The organism is uncultured Succinivibrio sp. (assembly GCF_902756765.1).
GTDB lineage: Bacteria > Pseudomonadota > Gammaproteobacteria > Enterobacterales > Succinivibrionaceae > Succinivibrio.
The window spans coordinates 49,739-74,025 of sequence record NZ_CACVSS010000003.1; the positions used below are offsets into that span (position 1 = coordinate 49,739).

Sequence of the window (24,287 nt, forward strand, 5' to 3'; positions counted from 1 at the left end):
CTGGGAGTCTGTGTTTGGTTGTAATTAAAGATTGGAAATTATATGAGAGAAATTCTGTGAGTAATCACGAGAAAACAGTCGACCGGTAAAGCTCCCGGTCGACAAATATATATTAAGGATTCAGAATAGTAGGACCCGAATGCTCTTCCTGATTTGGATAGTCTACATTGTAATGTAAACCTCGAGATTCCCTTCTCATCATGGCTGACTTTACGATGATCTCGGCAACATCCAGAAGATTTCTTAGTTCCAGCAGATTTCTGGTTACTCTGAAGTTTGAGTAATACTCATGAACTTCCTTTTTCAAAAGTTCAATTCTATGCATTGCTCTTTCCAGGCGTTTGTTTGTTCTGACAATGCCGACATAATCCCACATGGTAAGTCTTAGTTCATGCCAGTTGTGGGTGATGATAACTTCCTCATCAGAGTTTGTTACCTGACTTTCATCCCAGTCAGGGATTGGAGCTAACTCAGCATCAGACAGATGTTTCAGAATATGTGTGGCGGCGGCTTTTCCGTATACTACACATTCTAGAAGAGAATTAGAGGCAAGTCTGTTTGCTCCATGTAATCCTGTGTATGCACATTCTCCGACTGCATACAGATTTTCAATATCAGTTCGTGCATTGTTATCAACCATGATTCCACCACAGGTAAAGTGAGCTGCTGGCACAATTGGAATTGGTTGCTTGGTAATATCAATACCAACCTTTAAGCAACGCTCATAGATTGTTGGAAAATGCTTTTTAACAAACTCTGGTTCCTTAAATGAGATATCCAGGTACATGCAGTCAGCGCCAAGTTTTTTCATTTCGTGATCGATTGCTCTGGCCACAATATCTCTTGGAGCTAGCTCTAATCTCTCGTCATAATCCTGCATAAATCTGGTTCCGTCTGGTCTTTTCAGCTGAGCCCCCTCTCCACGTAATGCTTCTGTCAGGAGGAAGTTTCTGTCAGCATCACAGTATAGGGTGGTTGGATGGAACTGGTTGAATTCCATATTTGCTACACGGCACCCTGCTCTGTAGGCCATGGCGATTCCATCTCCAGAGGATACTTCTGGATTACAGGTGTATTGGTAGACTTTTGAAGCGCCTCCTGTACACAGTGCGATGAATTTTGCACAGATGGTCTCAACATGTGAGGTTTCATTATTTAAAACATATGCTCCGATAACTCTATTTCCTGCAAGGCCCAGTTTTCTGGTGGTTACAAGATCAATAGCGTTATGATTTTCCAGAAGAGTGATATTAGGGTGTTTTCTTGCAAGAGCAGTCAGAGTTTCCTGAATGGATTTGCCGGTATGATCCTCTGCGTGGAATATTCTTCTGTGTGAATGTCCGCCTTCTCTGTGCAGGTGGTATGGAGACTGGTCGTCACCGGCCTTTTCTTCCTTCAGATCAAATGGAACTCCTGAATCAATCAGCCACTGAATTGCGTCATGGGCATTCTTGGCTACGAATTCAACAGTTTTCTCGTCGCAGAGATATGCTCCGGCAATGCATGTATCCTTTATATGAGCAGCAATACTGTCGTCATCATCCTTTATGTTATAGACTCCGGCAATTCCACCCTGAGCATAATTTGTTGATCCAGCACAAGCTGTTTCCTTTGAAAGAACAATCACCTTGGTCTTTTCAGCAAGTCCTAATGCAAGGGTAAGTCCTGCTGCACCACTGCCGATAATAAGGCAGTCTGTTGTATAGTTCATGTTAATTATCCTAAGGCGCGTAAGCGTCGATGATGAATGAATGTTTGATCTAGCTTAAAGATTCTACAACGTGTGATGTTGTTTTTGTACTCTACATGTACCGATAGAACTCTATGCACCATAGAAATACATAGATATGTGTCATAATGTTCTAGTTTTAAAGGTGTTTACTTGCTTTAGCTGTCTTACAATGTCAAAATTAACTTTGTTAGATGAAAAGAATTTAATTTTTTTTGTGATAAAAATCATAGTTTGATAATCCGTAAAAAAATTTTTGAACTTTAAAAAAAACTCTCGGTCAAAAAAGGTAAAGGTAAAACATGGCATCCGATGAAAATCTGCAAAAAGCCTCAAGCGATGAGGCTATTGTTAAGCGGGTGCAGCAAGGAGATGTTAGTGCCTACAACATTCTGGTAATAAAATACCAGCACAAGGTTGCCCAGATTATTTCCAAGTTTGTAGGAAATTCGGCTGATGTGAGTGATGTTGCACAGGAAGCCTTTATTAAGGCGTATAAGGCAATTAACAATTTCCGTGGCGAAAGTTCGTTTTACACCTGGCTATACAGAATTGTAGTGAACGCTGCTAAGACTTATCTGGAGTCCAACAGCAAACGAAAGAATCATATAGATGTTGATTCAGAAGAATTTCAGTCAATTGATTCTCAAGGTGTTCTTACAAGCAGAGAGTCGCCAGATAAAATAATAGAATCGCAAGAATTACAGCAGGTGATATTAAGTGCGATGAATGAACTTCCTGAGGAGCTTAGGCAGGCAATTATGCTAAGGGAAGTTGATGGCATGTCCTATGAGGATATGGCAGATTTGCTGCAGATCCCGATAGGAACTGTAAGATCCAGAATCTTCAGAGCCAGACAGTTCATCGAGGAAAAGATGTCTAAATTTGCTGGAAAGTAACGATTTACTTTAGGAGTAACTATGATGAATTTTCAGAATGTTGACAAAGAAGAGTTAAAGTCTGCTTTGTATGACGGAGAGAATTTACCAGAAGGAAAACTAGAACTTTCTGAGAACGATGTTGAGCATCTTCAGAACTGGTCTCTGATAGGTGCAACCCTCAGAAATGAGATGACTGACAATACACTGAAGTCAGATTTTGCCTCATCTGTAATGGATAGAATCAAGGATGAGAAGATTACTCCTGACCTTGTTGATCAGACCGAAGTAGAAAGTGTTTCCTATCATTCCTTCAAGAATGTATTTAAGAAGGTTTCCTTCGGTATTGCTCAGATGGCAATTGCAGCTTCAGTTGCAGCTGTTACCATTATTGGATATCAGACCTATAATGCAGAGGGCACAGTTTCAAATGAAGTATCTGCAGCATCAACTATCGGTGCTATAGGAACAGCAAATCTGGCAAGCTATCAGACCAACCGTAAAGCCTCAAATGAGATAAAGCTTAATCAGGAGAAGTCTGAGAAGGAAAGTGCCACAGCTAATAATATTGAGCTTAAGAAACAACAAAAACTTGAAGTTGAACGTATAAATAATTACATTAAAGGATATGTACTGGATACAGCTTCAAATAATTAGTTTTTTATGAAAAGATTTATTCAAATAACCGCAGGAGCTTTGTGTACTGCGGTTTTTTTATTTGTGAATACCGCCTCTGCTACAGAGGGAGAGCAGTGTGAGCTCGATTTTAATTCCCTAAAGGATACCTATGTAAACTCAAACATAGAGGCAACTGTAATTCAGTCAGCTCAGACTGAAATGGAACCTCTGTCTCTTATTCATCTAAACAAAAACGGTATTCCTTATACTACCTGGAAATCTTTGAATAATGAGGTTTCTGGTTATTCAATAAGAAAAAATAAGGGATTTGATTATAATCAGAACCGCGGTTTTGTCGGACCTTTGATTTGGCATCAGACTCTGATCTGGGATAAGATTTTTTCTAATGAATCCAATCTTAGAGGGTATGACTGCAGTATTCTTGGCAGAACCCGTTTAGCAGGAAGAAAAGTTACTGTATTAAGACTGTCTCCTGTGGATGAAATTCGATATGGCTTTATAGTTTCAAAGGATGCTGATACCAACCTTCCGGTCGAACTTGCCGTGATATCTCCTAATCAGTCTATTGTTGCAAAATTTACTGTTACTGCTGTTCATTCAACCGCAGCTCTCAATCTGTCTTTCCCTGATGAAACCTTTGATAGAATTGAGAAAATGTCCTCCGCTGAGGAAAGCTCTACTCCAGTTGTTTGGCCTGAACTTGTAATTCCAGCTAATTTCTCCATAAAAAGGCAGGGGGAAGATGATTCTTCCGAAGGAGATAAGATTTCCTATCAGATTTTCTCTGACGGAATTGTAGAATTCAAGGTCTATAAAAACGGTAAATCTTCTCTGAATATTGTTTCTGCAACAGACGGAACTCTTTCTGTTATGAGAAAAAACAGTAAACATAATGAGTATGCTGTAGTTGGAGAAATTCCTTTAGATCTGTGCTCTCTGATTCTTTCAAAAATCTCCGAATCCAGATAAAACCAACAATTTTGTGATTCCGTGCAAAAATGATAAAATGAGCGATTCATAAATTGTGCACATGATGTTTGGGCGTATTCTTTATTAACTAATATATAGATTAACTGCTTCAGTTTGCGCCCGAAAAAAAAATTCAAATGGAAAGAGTATGGCAGAAGTTTTTGATCGTAGCCTTGTAAGAAATTTTTCAGTTATTGCCCACATTGATCATGGTAAATCAACCTTATCTGACAGATTTATTCAGATGTGCGGTGGTCTGACTGACAGAGAAATGACCTCTCAGGTCCTTGATAATATGGACATTGAGCGCGAACGTGGTATTACCATTAAGGCTCAGGCTGTTACTCTGAAGTACAAGGCCAGAGATGGAAAAAACTATGAGCTTAACTTTATTGATACACCTGGCCACGTAGACTTTTCATACGAGGTTTCACGTTCACTGTTTGCCTGTGAAGGTGCGCTTTTAGTTGTGGATGCCAGTCAGGGCGTTGAGGCTCAGACTCTTGCCAACTGTTATCAGGCTGTAAATCTCGATCTTGAAGTTATTCCTGTTTTAAATAAGATTGACCTTCCATCGGCTGATCCTCAGAGAGCAATCGATGAGATTGAAGATCTGATTGGTATTGAAGCTCAGGATGCATGTACCTGTTCTGCAAAGACCGGTGTCGGTGTTCAGGACGTATTAGAAAGAATTGTAACTCAGATCCCTGCTCCTGCCGGAGATCCAGATGCTCCTCTTCAGGCTCTGATTATTGACTCTTATTTTGATGACTACCTAGGTGTGATTGCACTGGTCCGTGTTAAAAACGGAACACTGCGCAGAGGCGATAAGATCAAGGTGATGTCTCAAGGCGTCGCCTGGGAAGTTGAAGGACTTGGTATTTCAACTCCAAAGCGAGTAAAGGTTGATGTCCTTAACTGCGGTGAAGTTGGCTGGGTTGTTTGTGATATTAAATCCGTTCATGCCGCTCCTGTAGGTGATACCATTACCCACGTAAAGAATAGTGCTGTTGAACCTTTACCTGGATTTATGAAGGTTAAGCCTCAGGTATATGCAGGAATGTTCCCTGTTGATACTGAGGATTATGACGCTTTCAGAGATGCTCTGGATAAACTGTCTCTAAATGATGCTTCACTGTTTTTTGAACCTGAAAATTCAAAAGCTCTAGGCTTTGGTTTCCGCTGTGGTTTTCTCGGTATGCTGCATATGGAGATCATTCAGGAGCGTTTAGAGCGTGAATACAATCTGAACCTGATTACAACAGCTCCAACTGTAGTGTATGAAATCCTGCAGACTGACGGTGAGATTATTCACATTGATTCTCCTGCATCTCTGCCTCCTATTTCCAATATTGCAGAAATCAGAGAGCCTATTGCCGAGTGCAGAATGCTGATGCCATCAGAGTATGTCGGTTCAATCATGAAGATCTGTCAGGAAAAGAGAGGTATTCAGACGGGGCTAGTTTACCATGGAGATCAGGTGGCTCTAACCTACGAGATTCCTATGTCGGAAGTAGTCCTTGATTTCTTTGACCGCTTAAAATCAGCCTCAAGAGGTTACGCTTCCTTGGACTATGGATTCAAGCGTTTCAATTGTGATGATCTGGTTAGAATGGATATTCTTATTGCAGGCGAAAGAGTTGATGCTCTGGCTATTATCCTGCACCGTTCTGTTGCTCAGTCACGAGGCAGAGCTGTGGTAGAGAAAATGAAGGAAGTAATTCCTCGTCAGATGTTTGATATTGCAATTCAGGCTGCTATCGGCTCTCAGATTATTGCTCGCTGTACTGTAAAGGCTCTCAGAAAGGATGTTCTTGCAAAGTGCTATGGTGGTGATATTACCCGTAAGCGTAAGCTTCTTGAAAAACAGAAAGCAGGAAAGAAGCGAATGAAACAGCTTGGTAGAGTTGAAGTTCCACAGGATGCTTTCCTGGCAATTCTAAAGGTTGGTAAAGAATAAAAAGTCTACAACTGAATTATTATCTTGATGTAATTGGAGGTCTCACTTTTTTTTGCTCTGGTGAGAATTTTTAATGAACGTTATTTTTGAAAATCTATTTTCATGGATTTTATTTGTTTTAACCATTGTGACTGGTATTGCATATTTTTATGATTATAAGTTTACCAGACCAAAGCGTTTGGCAAGTGTGGACAAGGCAAGAAAAGAGACTGCCGGTAATCTGAATTCAAAGCTCGAGAAGGAGATGCTAGAGCCAAAGGATATTATTGGTCAGACTGGTTCTCTTTTCTTTGTGATCCTGTTTGTATTTGTTTTCAGATCGTTCATTATTGAGCCTTTCAGAATCCCTTCTGGCTCAATGCTACCTACTCTTCAGGACGGTGATTTTATCGCTGTAAGCAAGTGGAGCTACGGAATCAGAAACCCTCTAACAAATTCAATTCTGATTAACACATCAACTCCGCAGAGAGGAGATGTAATCGTCTTCAAGTATCCTGAAGACAAAAATGTAGACTTTATCAAGCGCGTAGTTGGTCTTCCTGGAGATATAGTTATTTATCAGAACAAGAATATCTATATTTTAAAGGCAGGCTCAGACAAGGATGCTATCCCTGAACAGGTTTCAACAAAGCTTATAGAGACTCTTGAAGAGGAAATCTCCGGAATTGGTCTTGCTGATAAATATGAGGTATATGAGGAGCAGTTAGGGGATATTTCCCACAGAATGAGAGTAAATACCAATGCTCCAATGATGTCTCAGTATTTTTATAAACAAGAAAATACCCCTGTTGGAATGTGGAGAGTTCCTGACAACTGTTACTTTGTTATGGGAGACAACCGTGATAACAGCAAAGACAGCCGTTTCTGGGGATTTGTCCCAATGGAGAATATAAAGGGAAAGACCCTAGGAATCTGGTTATCCTTTGATTTTAAACACGATTCCTCAAGCTCAATGCCTGAGTGGCTCCCATCTGCAGTTCGTTTTGACAGAATTGGTGGTTTGAAATAAAGAAAATGGCAGACAAACTGAATATTATTGAATTACAGAACCTAGAATTAAAGTTAGGTTATTCATTTCAAAATATTAAACTTCTTGATCAGGCTTTAACCCATAGAAGTTACGGTGCTGTGCATAACGAACGACTTGAATATCTTGGAGATTCTATTCTGGGAATGGTTATTGCCAAGGCACTGTATGATAAGTTTCCAAAGTGCCCTGAAGGTGACTTAACCAGAATGAGATCAACCTTGGTTAGAGAAACAACTCTGGCTGAACTTGCACGTGAGTTCGGAATAGGAAACTGTTTGAGATTAGGCCCAGGAGAACTGAAAACGGGGGGCTTCAGACGCGATTCACTGATAGCAGATGCCGTTGAATCTATTATTGGCGCAATGTTTATTGACGACAATGAGAATTTTCCAAGAGTAAGACAGGTTGTCTTATCCTGGTTCAAGAGTCGTCTTGAAACAATCAAGCCTGATGTAAACCAGAAAGATCATAAATCTACTCTACAGGAATTACTTCAGTCACAGCATAAGTCATTACCTGTTTACAAGGTTGATGAAATTTTAGGTACAGACAATGATCAGATTTTTGTTGTATCTGCTACTGTTGAGGGGGTTCCTCCTCAGATTGGAAAAGGATCATCACGCAGAAGAGCAGAACAGCAAGCTGCAGGTCTGGTTTTGGAAATACTTGAAAAAAACAAGAAATAATTTCTTGAAGGAATTTTAATGACAGCTCATTTTGGCTTTGTTGCAATTATTGGACGACCAAATGTAGGTAAATCAACCCTGATGAACCATTTAATCGGTCAGAAAATATCTATCACCTCCCGTAAACCTCAGACAACCCGCAACCGAATTGTGGGCATTGACACAGAGGGTGATTATCAGGTTGTTTATGTTGATACTCCAGGTCTTCATCGAGAAGAGAAAAGGGCAATCAATCACCTGATGAACAGAGCTGCAGAAAGTGCGCTTGGTGATGTTGAGCTTATTATTATGGTTGTTGATCCTAATCATTGGACTGATGACGATGAAATGGCGCTGCACCGCGTTAAAAACGCCGATGTTCCAGTTGTTCTTGCAATCAATAAGGTTGATACCATTGCAGACAAGGAATCTCTACTTCCACTGATAGACAAGCTTTCAAAGATTATTACCTTTAAGGATATTATTCCTGTTTCAGCTCTGCGTGGAACAAATCTGCATATACTGAAGCAGATCATCAAGGATTCTCTTCCTGAAGGTGACCATTTATTCCCAGATGATTCAATTACTGACCGTTCTTCTCGTTTCCTTGCAGCGGAAATTGTACGTGAAAAACTGATGCGTCAGATGGGTGATGAACTTCCATACAGTTCAACTGTTGAGGTTGAAGAATTCAAGGAAGATAATGGGCTTTTACGCATTAGTGCAGCAATTCTTGTTGAGCGCAATGGCCAGAAGAAAATGGTTGTTGGTGCTGGCGGTGACAGAATTAAAAAGATTGGAACCGAGGCAAGAAAGGATATGGAAAAGCTTTTTGACAGCAAGGTTTTCCTGAAACTGTTTGTTAAGGTAAAAGCAGGCTGGTCTGATGATGCTCGTGCTTTAAAGAGTCTGGGATACAACGATTTTGAGGCATAATTTATGCCTTTGGTAGCTGATTCTGAAGCCGGATTTATAATTCACAGCAGACCTTTTAAAGAGAAGAGTCTGCTTCTTGATCTGTATACTCTTAATTATGGCAGAATCAGTGCTGTGGCAAGAGTTTCAAAGTCCAGCGCTTCCCGTTCAATGGGAGTTTATCAGCCTTTTATTCCACTGAAACTATATTTAAGACAGGGAAGAAGCTCTTTATGGCAACTGTCAGATGCCATTATTCAGCGTCAGAGCTTTAATATAGTTCCTCCAAAGATATTCAGTGCAATCTATCTAAATGAACTTTTGTATTATCTGACCATTCCTCAGGATCCTGAACCACATCTTTTTGCTGCTTATTTGGATGCTCTTGAGCGTCTGGAAAAAGACGAGGATGAATTCATGATTCTGAGAAATTTTGAAGAGATTCTTATTGAAAGTCTTGGTTATGCTCCTGATTATGAAACCATAAATGGAGAGAGTTTCAAATCTGATTCGTTTTACATCTATTTACCGAAAAATGGCTTTATAGAAAGTAGTGATGTAGATAATTTGTTATTTTCAGGAAAAGATCTAATTTGTATAAAGAATAGAGATTTTTCTGAGCGCAATACAAGAATTGCTTTAAAAAAACTGTTCAAGGTTATTGTGGATTCCCTTCTGAATGGAAGAACACTAAAAAGCAGAGCTTTGTATTCTCAATTTCTGATGGTGAAATAATGGTTACATTTTATAAACCTGTAAAAAAAGAAACTGTAAAAAAAGCTGTTAAGGTTGAATGCTCCGATCTTGATCTTCAGGGAAGAGGCGTTGCCAGAGACGGAGATAATGTCTATTTTGTGCCAGGATTAATGCCTGGAGATACTGCAAATGTTCTCTCTGAAAACTCAAAAGGAAAGATCCATCAGGGAAAGATTACAAAAATTATTAAACCTTCTGTAAACAGAAGAGAAAAGGACTGTACTCTAATTGGACAGTGTGGTGGCTGTCAGATGCAGCATGTTCCTGTTGAGATGCTTATTGAGGCAAAGATCGCCGGGATCAGAAAGCTGTTTAAAAAGGCATTAAGCCTTGATATTGGAGAGGCCTCATTTGTCCACAGAGCCGATGAACTGCGCTATAGACGTGCCTGCAGATTTGCTATTCGAGGTGATCACGGAAAGCTTTATCTGGGATTCCGCGAAGAGAAATCTCATGATTTGGTTAAGATAAAAAATTGTCTGACTTTATCAGAAAGAATGAATAATGCCATAGAACCTCTGAATAAGGCAATTAATTCCTTGAATCTGAAAAATAAGCTTGGACATTTGGAACTGCTTGATTCAGATGGTGCATTAGGAATTCTGGTTCGTTTTTCTGCAACTGTAGACGAGCATGATGTATCAGTACTTGAGAGTGCAGGCAAAGAGCTTAATGCAGTGATTTCAATTGTTGAACCATATAGAAATCCTTTAGAAATCAAGAAGAAGGAGTCTTTAAGAGAAAGATTTATCTGTGGCAGTATCGATGATCTTTTCATCATTTCCCACGGTGTAAAAATCAAATGTAATCCATCTTCTTTTGTACAGGTCAATAAAAAGATTAACGACAAGCTGCTTGAGACAGTGATTGGAATGATTGCTCCTGACAAGAATACATCTGTTATGGATTTATTCTGTGGCCTGGGCAATTTTGCCATGCCTCTGGCTAAGGAAGGAGCAAATGTTATTGGCGTTGATATTGTTGCCAAGATGATCGAGGATGCTAGAGCCAACGCTAAAGAGCAAAATCTAGAAAATGTGAAGTTTGAAGTAGCTGATCTTGAGGAGCTGTTTGAAAATCAGAAATGGGCTAAGGCTGACTATGATGCCGTAGTTCTTGATCCCGGCAGAGAAGGCGCTAAAAGGGCAACTCTTTTCCTGGCAAAGAAAAAGGTGAAAAAAATAGTTTACATTTCATGTAACCCTCTTGCTGCGTCACGTGATACTATTGAGCTGATAAAGTCAGGTTATAAAATTAAACAGTGGGGAGTATGCGATATGTTTCCTCGCACTACCCATGTTGAGATGGTTCTCGAATTTACTTTGTAGTAAGGTTTTTATATGGTTGCAATCAGACAGACTCATAATGCAAGTTTTGATTTTGCTAAGTGGGTGGAGGCGTTGGAGCTTTCTGCCGAATACAAGGATGCTATTTCAAAAACCAATGAGTTTGTTCTGCGCTGTATAAGAAAGACCGAAGTTGAAGAAGACTTCGTTAATCCTGATGATCTGGTGGCGAGATTTAATCATATTTCATCAGAAATCGTAGGAATTCTGATGACCCTCAACATGGATCTTCCTTCCCTTGAGGTTTCAATTCTTTATCCTGCTTATGAAAGTGGTTTCATAAAGCTTGATGACATCAGAGAAGAGTTTGGTCCAAAAATTACCACTCTGCTTCTTGCCGTAAAGGATATGGAGGCTATTCGTTCTCTACAGACTTTAACAAGTTCCAATGCAACTGAAGAACAGGTGGATAGAGTCCGTCGTATGCTGCTTGCAATGGTTAAGGACGTTAGAGCAGTTGTAATCAAGCTTGCAGAACGAATTGCTGTTATTCGCGCCGCAAAGGAGGAGTCTCCAGAATCAAGGTATCTTATCGCCAAGGAAGTCTCAAATGTATATGCTCCTCTTGCCAACCGACTTGGCATCGGCCAGCTAAAGTGGGAACTTGAGGATCTTGCATTCAGATTCCTGCATCCTGATACCTACAAGGAAATTGCTTCTGATTTGGGCGAGAGAAGAGTTGACAGGGAAAAGTACATTGAAAACTTCGTTTCTTCTTTATCCTCTCTGCTGAAGAATGAAGGTATAGAAGCCTCTGTATACGGAAGACCAAAGCATATCTACAGTATCTGGAAAAAGATGCAGAAAAAACATCTTAAATTCTCTGAACTGTACGATGTCCGAGCTGTCAGAGTTCTTGTCTCTTCAATAGAAGAGTGTTATGCGGCTTTAGGTGTAATTCATTCAAATTTTGAGCACATTGCAAAAGAGTTTGATGATTACATTGCTAATCCTAAACCAAACGGATATCAGTCCATTCATACTGTTGTTTATGGCGAAGGTCACAAGGTTGTTGAAATCCAGATCAGAACAAAGAGTATGCATAACTCTGCAGAACTTGGAGTGGCAGCTCACTGGAAATATAAAGAAGGAAATGGCCAGAGTCAGGGCGTTGAGGAGCGAATTAACTGGCTGAGAAAACTTCTTTCATGGAGAGATGATCTGATTAAATCCGGAGCTCTTGAGGAAGAATTTAAGAATCAGGTTTTTGAAGATCGAGTCTACATATTTACACCTAATGGTGAAGTTATTGACCTCCCAACAGGAGCAACTCCGCTGGATTTTGCCTACCACGTTCACACCATGGTTGGTCACTGCTGTATCGGTGCCAAGGTGGATGGAAGAATTGTTCCATATACCTATAAGCTTAAAACAGGTGAACAGGTTGAAATTATTACCTCTAAAAATCCTAATCCTTCAAGAGATTGGATCAACTCTGAAAATGGCTTCCTGAAAACAGCAAAAGCTAGAAACAAGGTTCAGTCCTATTTCAGAAAACTTGATTTTGACAGAAATAAAGAGCTTGGTGCTGGTCTTATTGAAAAGGAACTAGTTAAGCAGGGAATTGATATCAGCAAGGAGCAGGTTAACTCTATTCTTAAGCTTAAGCTTTCAAGATTTAATCTGAAGTCTGTAGATGACATCTTTGCAAATGTTGGTGCCGGTGATATTGGAGTTAATATCATCATTGGTATCATTTCTGCGAATATTGAAAAGAATAAAGATGAAGTTGTCGATTCAAACGAGCTTATCGAAGATCTCATAAACAAACGCCAGAATGATGAGCTTCTAAAGAAAAACAAAACCAAGAGCGGCATTATAGTTGAAGGTGTGGGTGATATTATGACCCATATGGCCAAATGCTGTCAGCCTATTCCTGGAGATGAGATTGTCGGCTTTGTTACTCAGGGAAGAGGAATTTCTATTCACAGATGTGACTGTGAAAAATTCAGAAGAATGCAGGAACTGTTTCCTGAGAGAGTTGTAGATGCAACCTGGGGCAGCAACGTTAATATTGACAGCGGCTATACTGTAACGGTAAGAATTGTAAGCGAGGATTATTCCGGTTTCCTTCGCGATATTACTACTGTTATTGCCAACGAAAAGATGAATGTTCTGGGAATAAAATCTCACGTCGATTCAGCAAAGAATGTCTGTCTGGTTGATGTAGATCTTCTGGTTGTAAGTATCCCTGTGCTTAACAGGACTCTGGCAAAACTTAATGATCTTACTAGAGTTATTTCAGCACAGAGAGTCTAACATACTGAAAACTCAAAACTTTATTAATCATAAATAAAATCAATAGGATAAAATAGGAAACTTTTGCAACGCTGATCACATTCGTCAAGATTGTAATTGGTGTGATATAATCTCCTGTTTGAAGTTAAACTAAATCGGAGTTTTTATGTCTTCTTCTCCTAAGATTATTTTCGTAACTGGCGGTGTTGTTTCTTCACTTGGTAAGGGCATTGCCGGTGCATCTCTTGCAGCTGTTCTCGAAGCTCGCGGTCTAAAAGTCACCATAATGAAACTGGATCCTTATATCAATGTTGATCCTGGTACTATGAGTCCTATTCAGCACGGTGAGGTGTTTGTTACTGAGGACGGTGCAGAAACCGATCTTGATCTTGGTCATTACGAGCGTTTTATTAACGCAAGAATGTCAAAAAAGAATAATTTCACAACCGGTCGTATTTATTCAGATGTAATCAGAAAAGAGCGTCGCGGTGATTACTTAGGCGCAACTATTCAGGTTATTCCTCACATTACAAATGCAATTAAGGAGAAGATCCTTGCAGGATGTGAAGGTAATGATGTTACTCTAGTTGAAATTGGCGGAACAGTAGGTGATATCGAATCTCTTCCATTCCTAGAGGCTATCCGTCAGCTGGCTGTTGACATTGGTAGAGAAAATGCTTTATTCATGCATTTAACTCTTGTTCCTTATCTGCCAACCTCAGGTGAAGTTAAGACTAAGCCAACACAGCATTCAGTAAAGGAATTATTATCAATCGGTATTCAGCCAGATGTACTTGTATGCCGTTCTGAAAATGGTATTCCTGCTAACGAGCGTCACAAGATTGCAATGTTCTGTAATGTAAAAGAGAACGCTGTAATCAACATGAAAGACGTAGACTCAATCTACAAGATCCCTGCATTATTAAAGAGTCAGGGCCTGGATCAGTTAGTTGTTGATCGTTTCCGTTTAGATTGTAAGGAAGCAGATCTTTCTGATTGGGAGCAGGTTCTGTACCAGCAGGCTAATACCACTGGTGAAGTTACCATTGGTATGGTTGGTAAGTATGTAGAGTTACATGATGCCTACAAGTCTGTAAATGAAGCATTAAAGCACGGTGGACTTAAGAATCGTCTACATGTAAATATCCGTTACATTGATTCTGAGGACGTTGAGGTAAAGGGAATTTCTGTTTTAGAAGGTCTGGACGCAATCCTTGTACCAGGTGGTTTCGGTAAACGCGGTGTTGAAGGCAAGATTCTTGCTGCCAAGTATGCTCGTGAGAACAATGTTCCATATTTAGGAATCTGTTTGGGTATGCAGGTAGCTTTAATCGAGTACGCAAGAAATGTTGCCGGACTTAAGAATGCAAATTCAACAGAATTTGATCCTGAGACCAAGTATCCAGTTGTAGCTCTGATTACAGAGTGGAAGGATGAGTCAGGCAAGATTGAAAAACGTACTGATAAATCTGACCTTGGTGGTACCATGAGACTTGGCGGTCAGCTATGTCATCTGCAGGCAGGCTCAAAGGTTCGTGAACTTTACGGTTCAGACGATATTGTTGAGCGTCATCGTCACAGATACGAAGTTAACAATACTTTAATCAAGAAAATTACTGATGCAGGATTAAAGGTTGCAGGTCTTTCAACTGACAATAAGCTGGTTGAGATCATCGAAAATCCAGAGCATCCTTGGTTTATTGGAGTTCAGTTCCACCCTGAATTCACTTCAAATCCAAGAAAGGGACATCCTCTATTCTCCGGTTTCATCAAGGCCGCTAAAGAATACCAGGATAAACACTAGAGTTTAGTTTTATGAAGATATTTGCAGTTATTCTTTTAGCTATTATTGCTGTCCTTGGATGGCAGACTTACAGTGGGCGTAATGGAATACTGCAGTATCGAGAAACTGAACAGAAACTGAAGGCCGCATCGTCTCATACTGAGCGCCTTCAGAGACGAAATCAAGCTCTAGAGGACGAAATTTCCGATTTAAAACAGGGAAATAGAGTTGTCGAAGAGCTTGCCCGCTCCGAATTAGGCATGGTAAAACAGGATGAAACCTTTTACCGTGTAATCGAAAAAGAAGATAAGCCTTCTCCTTCCAAATAGGATGCTTTTTATGGAAAGCACTAAAATCGATGTTGTGCTCCCAGCCGCTGGCGTCGGGAAAAGAATGCATCTGGATATCCCCAAGCAGTATGCTCTTATAGGAAAAAAGACTGTTCTTGAGCTTACGGTTGATGCTATTTTCAGATGTCCTTCTGTTAACAATATTATTATTGGTGTAAGCCGGGAAGACGAGTACTTCAATGAGCTTGCCTTATCCGAAAATCCTAGAATCATCAGAGCGGAAGGAGGAAAGGAACGTTCCGATACAGTGCGTTTATGTCTGGAGCATGTTCAGACTTCGTGGGTCATGGTTCATGATGCAGCAAGACCTTTTGTTCACTTAGATGATCTTAATGCACTGTGCAGTAAGGTAAATTCATCTGAAATTGGTGCAATTTTAGCCTGCAGATCTGCTGATACCTTAAAGCAGGTTGATAATGGAAGAATAATAAAAACGGTTCCTCGTGAATCAATATTTAGGGCGTACACACCTCAGCTTTTTAAAACAGATATATTAAAAAAAGCATTGAATCATGCAGTTGAGTCTGATATTTCAATAACAGATGATGCCAGTGCAGTAGAGCTTTTAGGCTATCCAGTTGATATTGTAGAGGGAAGAGCTGACAATATTAAACTTACAACTCCAGAAGATCTAGCAATGGCTCGAAGACTAATGGAAGGACAGGATAATGTTTAGAATCGGTCATGGATTTGATGTTCATAAATTTGGCGGTCAGGGCCCTTGTGTTCTGGGTGGTGTTAAGGTTCCTTATGAACAGGGGCTTCTTGCTCATTCTGACGGAGATGTTGTTCTTCATGCAATCTCTGATGCCTTATTAGGCGCATTAAGTCTGGGAGATATCGGTCATTTTTTTCCTGATAATGATGATAAGTATCTGAATATAGACAGCAGAATTCTTTTAAGACAAGTTGTAGCTAAGGTTCATGAGTTAGGATATGTTGTTAATAATGTTGATACAACTATTCTTGCTCAGGCTCCTAAGATGGCTGCATACGAACCTGCAATGAGAGAGAATGTGGCTGCAGATTTAAATATTGACATATCTCATGTAAGTATCAAAGCAACAACTACGGAAAAACTTGGCTTTACTGGAAGAAAAGAAGGTATAGCAGCAGAATCCGTTGTTTTACTTGTAAAAAAACAGAATCCTTAATTAAACGGAGAAAAAGCCTCTCAATTATGAAATGAGAGTTTATTTGCCTATGAAAATTTTTACATCTCTATTTAACATCTTTGAAAAGCTTTCCTATCATAGATTTGCAACACCTATCATGTGTGCAAATTCTTTTTTTGAATCAATTTTCTGGCCGGTTCCTGCTGATGTTATGCTGGTTCCTATGTGCGTTTATCAGCGTAGAAAATCTCTTTACTATGCATTTCTGACTGTACTGTTCTCTGTTCTTGGGGCTGTAGTCGGCTATTATCTTGGATATTACTTATATGATCCTTATATCAGTGATTTCATAAGGATTATGCACTATCAGAAGAGTGCAGCTAAAGCGGCTGAGTACCTGACAACCTATGGCATTCTGTTTGTTTTTGTAGGAGCTTTCACTCCAATCCCATATAAAGTAATTGCTATAACCGCAGGTTTATGTGCTGCTCAGCGTTATGCGGATGAAGGCTCTGCCGGAGCTTTAGGTATATTCTCCTTTATTCTCGTTTCTTTCGTGGGTCGTGGTTTAAGATTCTTCCTTGAGGCGATTATTATTCTTATCGGTGGAGATAAGATGGAGCACTTAATCCGCAAATATATCGATAGAATCGGCTGGTTCTGTGTATTCTTAATTGTGATTTTTGTTGCGTATAAGATCCTAATTTAAAAAAATTTTTATATTTTTTCGTGAATTTGTGTAAGAATATTTATAAATACACAGATTGCATGTAAAGATATGAAGAATAATAAATTAACTCTTTTTCTTTTAAGTGCAGTGCTGGCTACGGCCTGCACTAATCATCAAAGCAAGCCAAAAAAGATAGCTGAAGTTGAATACGCTCAACCTGTTCATGTCAGCTCGAATGTCAAGTCTCAGAGGGTCTATTCCCCCTCCTCATCAACAAATCAGGCGGGAGTTGTAAGACCGTACTCTGAGGTTGTTTCTTCCTCTGGAGGAAATGTAAACAGTTCCGGCAATGTTAAACAGGCAAAACCATACATTCCAGATGCAGGTTCCTACAATACCAGGACTGTAAATCTTAATGATGAGACCTATCAGGTTAAGCCTGGTGATACTCTTTACTCTATCGCTTTCCGGTATGGAAAAGATTACAGAGAACTTGCTCAGAAAAATAATATTGACGTTCCGTACAATATCAGTGTGGGACAGATTATTCATCTGAATTCAAAAACTACTACTGTAGCCCCGGTCGCAAATAATCAGAAGATTTATATTGTTAAAAATGGAGATACAGCGGTATCCGTTGCAAAGAAACATGGCTTGACTCTCTCTCAGCTAGTTAAAGCAAATCAGCTGAAGAAACCTTATTCTCTTGAGGTTGGACAGAAACTTAATTTAGATACTTCAAAATCAATTGCCTCTGCTCAGACCAATCCAAAACTTGTGCCTGTAGCAGGTTCTGAAAATAAGACTTCTACCTCAGTAGCTCAGGTTCAGTCTGAAAACATGGCTCCTGCTGCGATAAATGAAGCTGCTCCTGTAAGGATAGTATCTGGAAAGACGGCATCTGTATCTGGTGTGTCGTGGATGTGGCCTGCCAAAGGAACTGTAATCAGAAACTTCTCTTCCTCTAACAAGGGTATTGATATTGCTGGTTCTAGAGGGCAGAACATCAACGCTGCTGCAGCTGGACAGGTTGTATATTCAGGAAATGCGCTTAGAGGTTACGGAAATCTTGTGATTATTAATCATAATAACGAGTTCCTGTCTGCTTATGCGCACAATGATATGCTTCTGGTTAAAGAAGGTCAGAATGTTAAGCGAGGACAGGTTATTGCCAAGATGGGCTCAACCGATGCCTCACGTGTGATGCTTCATTTTGAGATACGTTACAAGGGTAATTCTGTAAACCCTCGAAACTATTTACCAAAATAAAAACTACATAAAAAAACAAGATACTATTCGCATTTTTGCAATGCGGAGTTTGAAGAACTGCGAAATTATACTTTTTTATAGTTGCAAAATTTGCATGAATTTTGCTTAATAAAATTATAACAACAAGCAACAAATGTTAAGGGTATCTCATGAACAATATAAATGAATCCGAGGAGCTAAGCTCCGAATTCCACGATATTCCTGATACTTTGGATAAAGAGGTATCTCCATATAAGGGAGGCAAGACTTCATCTTCGCGTGAAAATGTAGATCTGTTATCAAACTACTTTAGTTCAATTCGTCGCTATCCTCTGTTATCTTCAGAGGAAGAGTCGGAAATTGGACGCAAGGCAAGAGACGGCGACAGAAGATCGATTGATCTAATGATAACGTCAAATCTTCGTCTGGTAGTTAAGATTGCCAAAAATTACCGAGCAAGAGGTGTTCCTCTTCTTGATCTGATTGAGGAAGGAAACCTTGGTCTGATTCATGCTGTACAGAAATTTGATCCTGACAGAGGTTTCAGATTCTCAACATACGCTACCTGGTGGATCCGCCAGAGTATCGAACAGGCAATTATGTGTCAGTCCAGACTTGTTCGCCTGCCAGTACATGTTATTAAAGAAATCAATATTATTCTCAAGGTTAAACGTCAGCTTCAGGAAGAAGATATTCAGAAGCCTGTTTCAATTCAGCAGATTGCTGAAGAAACAGGCAAGGATCCTGAAACTGTAAGAAATCTGTTATCCTTACTTGAAGGTACCAGTCCTCTTGATGTAAGTGTTCGCGGTTCAGATGATGACAAGGAAGTTTCTCTTCTGGATGTTGTTCCTGATACTAAACTTGTTTCTCCATTTGAACATGTCGATCAAAAAGAAGTGGTTGAGATTGTAAGAGCCTGGTTTAATGAGCTTCCAGAGAAGCAGCAGATGGTTGTTCTTTACCGTTTTGGTTTGAATGATGAAGATGTTCTTACTCTTGAAGAGGTTGGAAAGAAGATTGGTCTGACCCGTGAGCGCGTTCGTCAGATTCAGAGTGAGGTTTTAAAATCCTTGCGTAAGACCTTTGAAAACTACGGAATTGATAAAAATTCCCTGGGAATGCAGAATCTAAACTAAAAAAAACAGATATTCCGCCTGATGGCGGAATATTTTTAGTCGGTCTTACTGAAGCTTTCCTTTTAATTCGTTAAGAATATTAAGGGCCTCAATCGGAGTTATAGAATTCAAATCTATTTCCTTTATTCTATTTTCAACTTCACTGTCTTTTTCTTTGTAAATGACCTTTTCTACGGCCTCGGCCTGTTTATTATTTACAGTCTTGCTTTCTTTAACAGTGATATCTTCTTTGATTGAAGAGTGCTTTTTCATTGTGTTGATATAGGATTTTGCTTTAGAAATAACACCCGAAGGCAAGCCTGCAAGATTTCCTACTTCAATTGCATATGAGTAGTTCTGAGAGCCTTTATTGGCCTGATACATAAAGACAATCTTTCCTTCAAACTCTTTTGCTTTAAAACAGATGTTTTCAATGTTATCGTAGGTATCTGCCAGAGAGGCGATCTCAGGATAGTGAGTTGAAAACAGGGTAAAACTCTTAACGTTGGCACACATGTACTCTGCAATAGACAAGGCAAGAGCACTTCCTTCATAGGTTGAGGTTCCTCGTCCAATCTCATCCATTAAAACCAGACTGTTTGCTGTTGCGTTATTAATGATTGATGAGGCTTCTTCCATTTCAACCATAAAGGTAGAACGTCCGGATGATAGATCGTCTGAAGCACCAATTCTGGTGAAGATACGATCAATATTTCCAATCTCTGCATAGGTAGCAGGTACATATGAACCAAGTCTTGCCATAATGGAAATAAGCGCAGTCTGTCTCATATAGGTAGATTTTCCACCCATGTTTGGACCGGTAATAACAAGCATCTGTTTTTTATCCAGACAGATAGAATTGGAGACGAAAGGGGAATCAGTAAGAGTTTCGATAACAGGATGTCTTCCGTTGTCTATTTTGATTATGTGCTGATCACTTAAGATTGGTCTGACGTAATTCCTTCTCTCTGCCAAATCAGCAAAGCCAATAAGTACATCAAAGATAGACAGCTTTGAAGAAAGACTGATTAGACGAGGGAGTTGTTGCTGCAGTTTTCTGATGAGATCATTGAATAGTTCTGCTTCTAAAACTAAGGCTCTTTCTTTGGCGCTTAATGCTTTTTCCTCCAGTGCTTTTAGCTCTGGTGTTATATATCTTTCATTGTTCTTGAGAGTTTGTCTTCTGATGTAGGTTGCTGGGACCTTGTCTGCCTGAGCCTTGGATACTTCAATATAGAAACCGTGAACTGAGTTGAAGTTTACCTTCAGAGTTGCAATACCAGTCTTCTGCTTCTCCTCTTCCTCAATCTTGGCAAGCAGCATTTCAGAACCGTTCATAAGTTCTCTTAGTTCATCCAGTTCCTGGTTGTATCCGTTTGCAATAACGTCTCCGTCTCGAAGAAATGTGGATGGATTGTCGAGAATAGAGTTAGTCAGTAAATCAGCTACGTCTCTCAGTGCATCAATCTGTTCGTTAAAATCTAAAAGGATTTCCTGGTTTGACTGAATTAGACTCTGTTTTAAGGAAGGTATCATTTTTAATGAATCCCTTAAAACAGCCATATCCTTTGGTCTTGAGGAAGACAGACCAATACGGGCGATAATTCTTTCTATATCTCCGATATTGTTCAGTATTGCCTTGATTCCATCCTTATCAGAGTTCATCAGGGCGGAAACCAGATCAAGTCTATGATTGATTTCATTATTATTGCGCAGAGGCTCAATGATCATTTTTCTGATAAGTCTCTGTCCCATAGGAGTTGAGGTATTATCAAGAACAGACAGTAGAGAACCGTAATGTTCTCCTTTGAGGTTACACAATAATTCAAGATTTCTCTGGGCGCATTTATCAAGAATAACAAATGAACTGTTATCATCTCTGCTGATCTGCTTGATATGTTCAATTGACACGTTCTGAGTCTGTTTTACATAATTCAGAAGAGCTCCTGCTGCACAGATTCCTTCTTCTAGATTTTCAATATCAAAGCCGAACAGACTGTTGGTTTCAAACTGTTTACATAAAAGCTTATAGCAGTTCTGAAGATCAAAATTCCATGGAGCCAGTGCTTTTTTTGAACTGATGTCCTGGAATAAAAACATATCCTTGAAATTCTCAGGGTACACGATTTCAATAGGAGAGACCTTATCAAGATAAAGCATCAGTTCTTTTTCATTGGCACAGACTGCTGTCTTAAATGTTCCTGAACTTAATGACAGATAGGCAAAACCGTAATATCTCTTACCCTTGAATACACATGCAATAAGATTGTCTGTTCCGTCAGGAGCAATACCTTCATCGGTTACTGTTCCTGGAGTAATGATCTTTGATACCTTGCGAACCATGGTCTTCTGATTCCCTGGTGTGCCGACCTGTTCACAGATAACGCAGGATTCTCCAAGTTTGATTAGTCTGGCAATGTAATTATCTACAGCATGAAATGGAACGCCTGCCATTGGAATCGGTTCACCATTGTTGGTTCCTCTGCGGGTGAGGGTTAGATCCAGCAGTTTGGCTATTTTCTTTGCATCATCATAGAAGAGTTCATAAAAATCGCCCAATCTGTATAAAACCAGAGTATCAGGGTAATTTGCTTTTATTTCCAGATACTGACGCATCATTGGGGTTACATTCTTATTATTTTCTTCCATTTGAGTTCCAATTTCAGTGAATGTTTTTATTTGCTTCTGTCCAATTCTAATATAAATAATTCTGTGTATATTTATACAGTTATGTCTTAATACATGGAGTTGAAGCCGTTATTTTGTGCAACGTATTCTATCATTTTTGCATCTGCATAGCATTTACGCTTTTTGTCAATTAAATAAAAGAGGGGAAATTGGTATTGTGTATCTGAAAAGAAAAGATTTTTTTTCAATTTTAAAGTTTTTTGTGCTTTGGAAATAACTAATAAAAAATATATTTATCTATATATTGACAATCATAACTAACCTAATTATTATATTTATAGTATTTAGAAACGAGGAACAAAATTATGGCAGCTGCAAAATCATCCAGCACAGGCTCATCATCAAAGTTAGTAGCCAATATTACAAAAGATCCTAAAAAACAGAAAGCTTTAGAAGCTGCAATGGAGCAGATTGAACGTCAGTTCGGTAAAGGTGCGATTATGCGTCTTGGCCAGAATGAACTTGTTGATACTGAAGCAATCTCAACTGGTTCTCTATCGCTGGATATTGCTCTTGGAATCGGCGGTCTGCCAATGGGACGTATTATTGAGATTTACGGCCCTGAATCTTCAGGTAAGACTACTCTGACTCTGGAGCTGATAGCTCAGGCTCAGAAAAAAGGTAAGGTCTGCGCTTTTATTGATGCTGAACATGCTCTTGATCCTATTTATGCAAAAAGACTTGGTGTAAAGGTTGAAGATGTGTTTATTTCGCAGCCTGACACTGGTGAACAGGCTCTTGAGATTTGCGAGACTCTTGTTCGTTCCGGTGGTGTGGATGTTGTTGTAATTGACTCTGTGGCAGCTCTTGTTCCTAAGGCAGAAATTGAAGGTGAAATGGGTGACAACCATGTTGGTCTTCAGGCTAGACTAATGTCTCAGGCCTTAAGAAAGCTGACTGGTATTGTTAAACAGGCAAACTGTATGGTTGTGTTCATTAACCAGCTGAGAATGAAGATTGGTGTAATGTTTGGCAACCCAGAAACCACAACCGGTGGTAATGCCCTAAAGTACTACGCTTCTGTAAGACTTGATATCAGAAAGTCCAATGTTCTGAAAGACAAGGAAGAGGCTATTGGAAACGAGACCAAGGTTAAGGTGGTCAAAAACAAAGTGGCACCTCCATTTAAGACAGCTGTCTTCCAGATTCTGTTTAACTATGGTATTGCCAAGAACGGTGAACTGATTGATCTTGGTGTTAATGCCAAGATTATAAACAAGACTGGAGCATGGTTCTCATATAATGGAACCAAGATCGGTCAGGGTAAAGTCAACTGCATGAAGTATCTTGATGAGAATCCTCAGGTGGCAGATGAGATTGAAGCTAAGATCAGAGAGTTCTACAAGAACAACAATGACTATGGCGATACTGCTTCCATTGGTTCAGCAGAAGAGGAGCAGACTGATTCTCTGGGAGATCTTGGAGATGAAGTCTCAGAAGAGGATTTAATTACTCCAATCCCTGAAGATTTATAGGAAACATTTAATTTTGAATAACACTTTTTATTCAAAAAAGAAGGTTAAGGAATCAGACGCTGCATTGGCAACTAATGCAGCGTTGCGTTTTTTATCCAGAAGGGAATATTCAAAACTTGAGCTTTATCAGAAACTATGTCTTCGTTATACCACTGATGCGGCTAAAGCAGCTGTAAAAAAGTGTGTAGAAAATGATTGGCTTTCTGAAAGTCGTTATATAGAAATGCTTCATAGACATATAATCAGTCAGTGTTACGGCCCATTACGATTTGTTATGGAAGCAAAAAAGAAGGGGATTAACTCCTCATTATATGATGAGTTCCTTAGAGATACTGACTGGAATTCTGTAGCTGTAGCTTTTCTTTCAAAAAAAATCCCGCAAAAAGCTAATCTTTCCTTTGAAGATAAGCAGAAATATCTTGCTGCTCTTGCCAGAAGGGGATTTTCAAACTCCTTATGTACTAATGCTATGGAAGAGTATCTTGGCTCTTCTTTTGATCTGTAAGAGAAATTTATTCTTTCCTGCTTTTTCTAGTGTTTTTTTTCTGCCTGAATCTTTAAAGTAATGCGATCTGTGCGTCAAAACCATGTATAATTCATCACTGTTTAAATTTACAATTTTAGGATCCAATATAAATGTACATGACAACTGATCAGATACGTGATGCGTATTTGAAATTCTTTGAAGAGCACGGACATACAATTGTTCGTTCTA

Annotated in this window: 21 protein-coding genes; 19 read left to right on the forward strand and 2 right to left on the reverse strand. The window is 39.4% G+C overall.

Annotation, left to right across the window (positions count from 1 at the left end):
• Positions 1-112: 112 nt before the first annotated feature.
• Entirely contained in the window at positions 113-1,711 is a 1,599-nt protein-coding gene (gene nadB, locus QZU45_RS00875) for an L-aspartate oxidase (RefSeq protein ID WP_295350457.1), read from the reverse strand.
• Between the two features lie 320 nt (positions 1,712-2,031).
• Here nadB and rpoE point away from each other — a divergent pair, with 320 nt between their 5' ends.
• The 17 genes from rpoE to QZU45_RS00960 all read left to right on the forward strand — a co-directional run bounded on the left by rpoE (position 2,032) and on the right by QZU45_RS00960 (position 19,430).
• Positions 2,032-2,628, forward strand: a complete 597-nt coding sequence (gene rpoE, locus QZU45_RS00880; protein WP_295350460.1) for an RNA polymerase sigma factor RpoE — start codon at positions 2,032-2,034, stop codon at positions 2,626-2,628.
• A 21-nt stretch (positions 2,629-2,649) separates the two neighbouring features.
• Positions 2,650-3,264, forward strand: a complete 615-nt coding sequence (locus QZU45_RS00885; protein ID WP_295350463.1) for an RseA family anti-sigma factor — start codon at positions 2,650-2,652, stop codon at positions 3,262-3,264.
• Positions 3,265-3,327: 63 nt separating this feature from the next.
• Positions 3,328-4,215, forward strand: a complete 888-nt coding sequence (locus QZU45_RS00890; protein ID WP_295350465.1) for a MucB/RseB C-terminal domain-containing protein — start codon at positions 3,328-3,330, stop codon at positions 4,213-4,215.
• Positions 4,216-4,363: 148 nt separating this feature from the next.
• On the forward strand, positions 4,364-6,175 hold the full coding sequence (lepA, locus tag QZU45_RS00895) for a translation elongation factor 4 (RefSeq protein WP_295350468.1): 1,812 nt from the start codon (positions 4,364-4,366) through the stop codon (positions 6,173-6,175).
• Between the two features lie 73 nt (positions 6,176-6,248).
• Positions 6,249-7,184 carry a signal peptidase I gene (gene lepB / locus QZU45_RS00900; RefSeq protein ID WP_295350471.1) on the forward strand — a complete coding sequence of 312 codons (936 nt, stop codon included), beginning with the start codon at positions 6,249-6,251 and terminating at the stop codon, positions 7,182-7,184.
• 17 nt (positions 7,185-7,201) lie between these two features.
• Positions 7,202-7,891, forward strand: a complete 690-nt coding sequence (gene rnc / locus QZU45_RS00905) for a ribonuclease III (RefSeq protein ID WP_074841000.1) — start codon at positions 7,202-7,204, stop codon at positions 7,889-7,891.
• Between the two features lie 18 nt (positions 7,892-7,909).
• Positions 7,910-8,806 (forward strand): GTPase Era, encoded by an 897-nt coding sequence (gene era / locus QZU45_RS00910; protein ID WP_074840984.1) that lies wholly within the window; start codon positions 7,910-7,912, stop codon positions 8,804-8,806.
• A 3-nt stretch (positions 8,807-8,809) separates the two neighbouring features.
• Positions 8,810-9,520 (forward strand): DNA repair protein RecO, encoded by a 711-nt coding sequence (gene recO, locus QZU45_RS00915; protein WP_294998317.1) that lies wholly within the window; start codon positions 8,810-8,812, stop codon positions 9,518-9,520.
• The gene (gene rlmD, locus QZU45_RS00920; protein WP_295350475.1) at positions 9,520-10,869 is read left to right on the forward strand and encodes a 23S rRNA (uracil(1939)-C(5))-methyltransferase RlmD; all 1,350 of its coding nucleotides are present in this window, start codon (positions 9,520-9,522) and stop codon (positions 10,867-10,869) included. Before recO ends, rlmD begins: the two co-directional genes overlap by 1 nt.
• Before the next feature lie 12 nt (positions 10,870-10,881).
• Positions 10,882-13,146, forward strand: a complete 2,265-nt coding sequence (gene relA / locus QZU45_RS00925) for a GTP diphosphokinase (protein ID WP_295350479.1) — start codon at positions 10,882-10,884, stop codon at positions 13,144-13,146.
• A gap of 145 nt (positions 13,147-13,291) precedes the next feature.
• Positions 13,292-14,929 carry a CTP synthase gene (locus QZU45_RS00930; protein ID WP_295350481.1) on the forward strand — a complete coding sequence of 546 codons (1,638 nt, stop codon included), beginning with the start codon at positions 13,292-13,294 and terminating at the stop codon, positions 14,927-14,929.
• Positions 14,930-14,940: 11 nt separating this feature from the next.
• Positions 14,941-15,237: a septum formation initiator family protein gene (locus QZU45_RS00935; RefSeq protein WP_074841816.1), complete on the forward strand. Its 297-nt coding sequence runs from the start codon at positions 14,941-14,943 to the stop codon at positions 15,235-15,237.
• A 10-nt stretch (positions 15,238-15,247) separates the two neighbouring features.
• Positions 15,248-15,934, forward strand: coding sequence for a 2-C-methyl-D-erythritol 4-phosphate cytidylyltransferase (ispD, locus tag QZU45_RS00940; RefSeq protein ID WP_295350485.1), 687 nt, complete (start codon positions 15,248-15,250; stop codon positions 15,932-15,934).
• A complete protein-coding gene (gene ispF, locus QZU45_RS00945; protein ID WP_295350488.1) occupies positions 15,927-16,412 on the forward strand; it encodes a 2-C-methyl-D-erythritol 2,4-cyclodiphosphate synthase in 486 nt (161 codons plus the stop codon). The genes ispD and ispF overlap by 8 nt, the downstream gene beginning before the upstream one ends.
• Before the next feature lie 49 nt (positions 16,413-16,461).
• A complete protein-coding gene (locus QZU45_RS00950) occupies positions 16,462-17,082 on the forward strand; it encodes a VTT domain-containing protein (protein WP_295350491.1) in 621 nt (206 codons plus the stop codon).
• Positions 17,083-17,151: 69 nt separating this feature from the next.
• Positions 17,152-18,312, forward strand: coding sequence for a peptidoglycan DD-metalloendopeptidase family protein (locus QZU45_RS00955; protein WP_295350494.1), 1,161 nt, complete (start codon positions 17,152-17,154; stop codon positions 18,310-18,312).
• A 149-nt stretch (positions 18,313-18,461) separates the two neighbouring features.
• Positions 18,462-19,430, forward strand: coding sequence for a sigma-70 family RNA polymerase sigma factor (locus tag QZU45_RS00960; protein WP_074841819.1), 969 nt, complete (start codon positions 18,462-18,464; stop codon positions 19,428-19,430).
• Between the two features lie 45 nt (positions 19,431-19,475).
• Here QZU45_RS00960 and mutS read toward each other — a convergent pair whose 3' ends face one another.
• Positions 19,476-22,058 carry a DNA mismatch repair protein MutS gene (gene mutS / locus QZU45_RS00965; protein WP_295350498.1) on the reverse strand — a complete coding sequence of 861 codons (2,583 nt, stop codon included), beginning with the start codon at positions 22,056-22,058 and terminating at the stop codon, positions 19,476-19,478.
• A 344-nt stretch (positions 22,059-22,402) separates the two neighbouring features.
• On the opposite strand from mutS, the gene recA reads away from it, so the two are divergent.
• Positions 22,403-23,572, forward strand: a complete 1,170-nt coding sequence (recA, locus tag QZU45_RS00970) for a recombinase RecA (protein WP_074841224.1) — start codon at positions 22,403-22,405, stop codon at positions 23,570-23,572.
• A 13-nt stretch (positions 23,573-23,585) separates the two neighbouring features.
• Positions 23,586-24,077 (forward strand): regulatory protein RecX, encoded by a 492-nt coding sequence (locus tag QZU45_RS00975; protein WP_295350501.1) that lies wholly within the window; start codon positions 23,586-23,588, stop codon positions 24,075-24,077.
• The last annotated feature ends 210 nt before the right edge of the window (positions 24,078-24,287 follow it).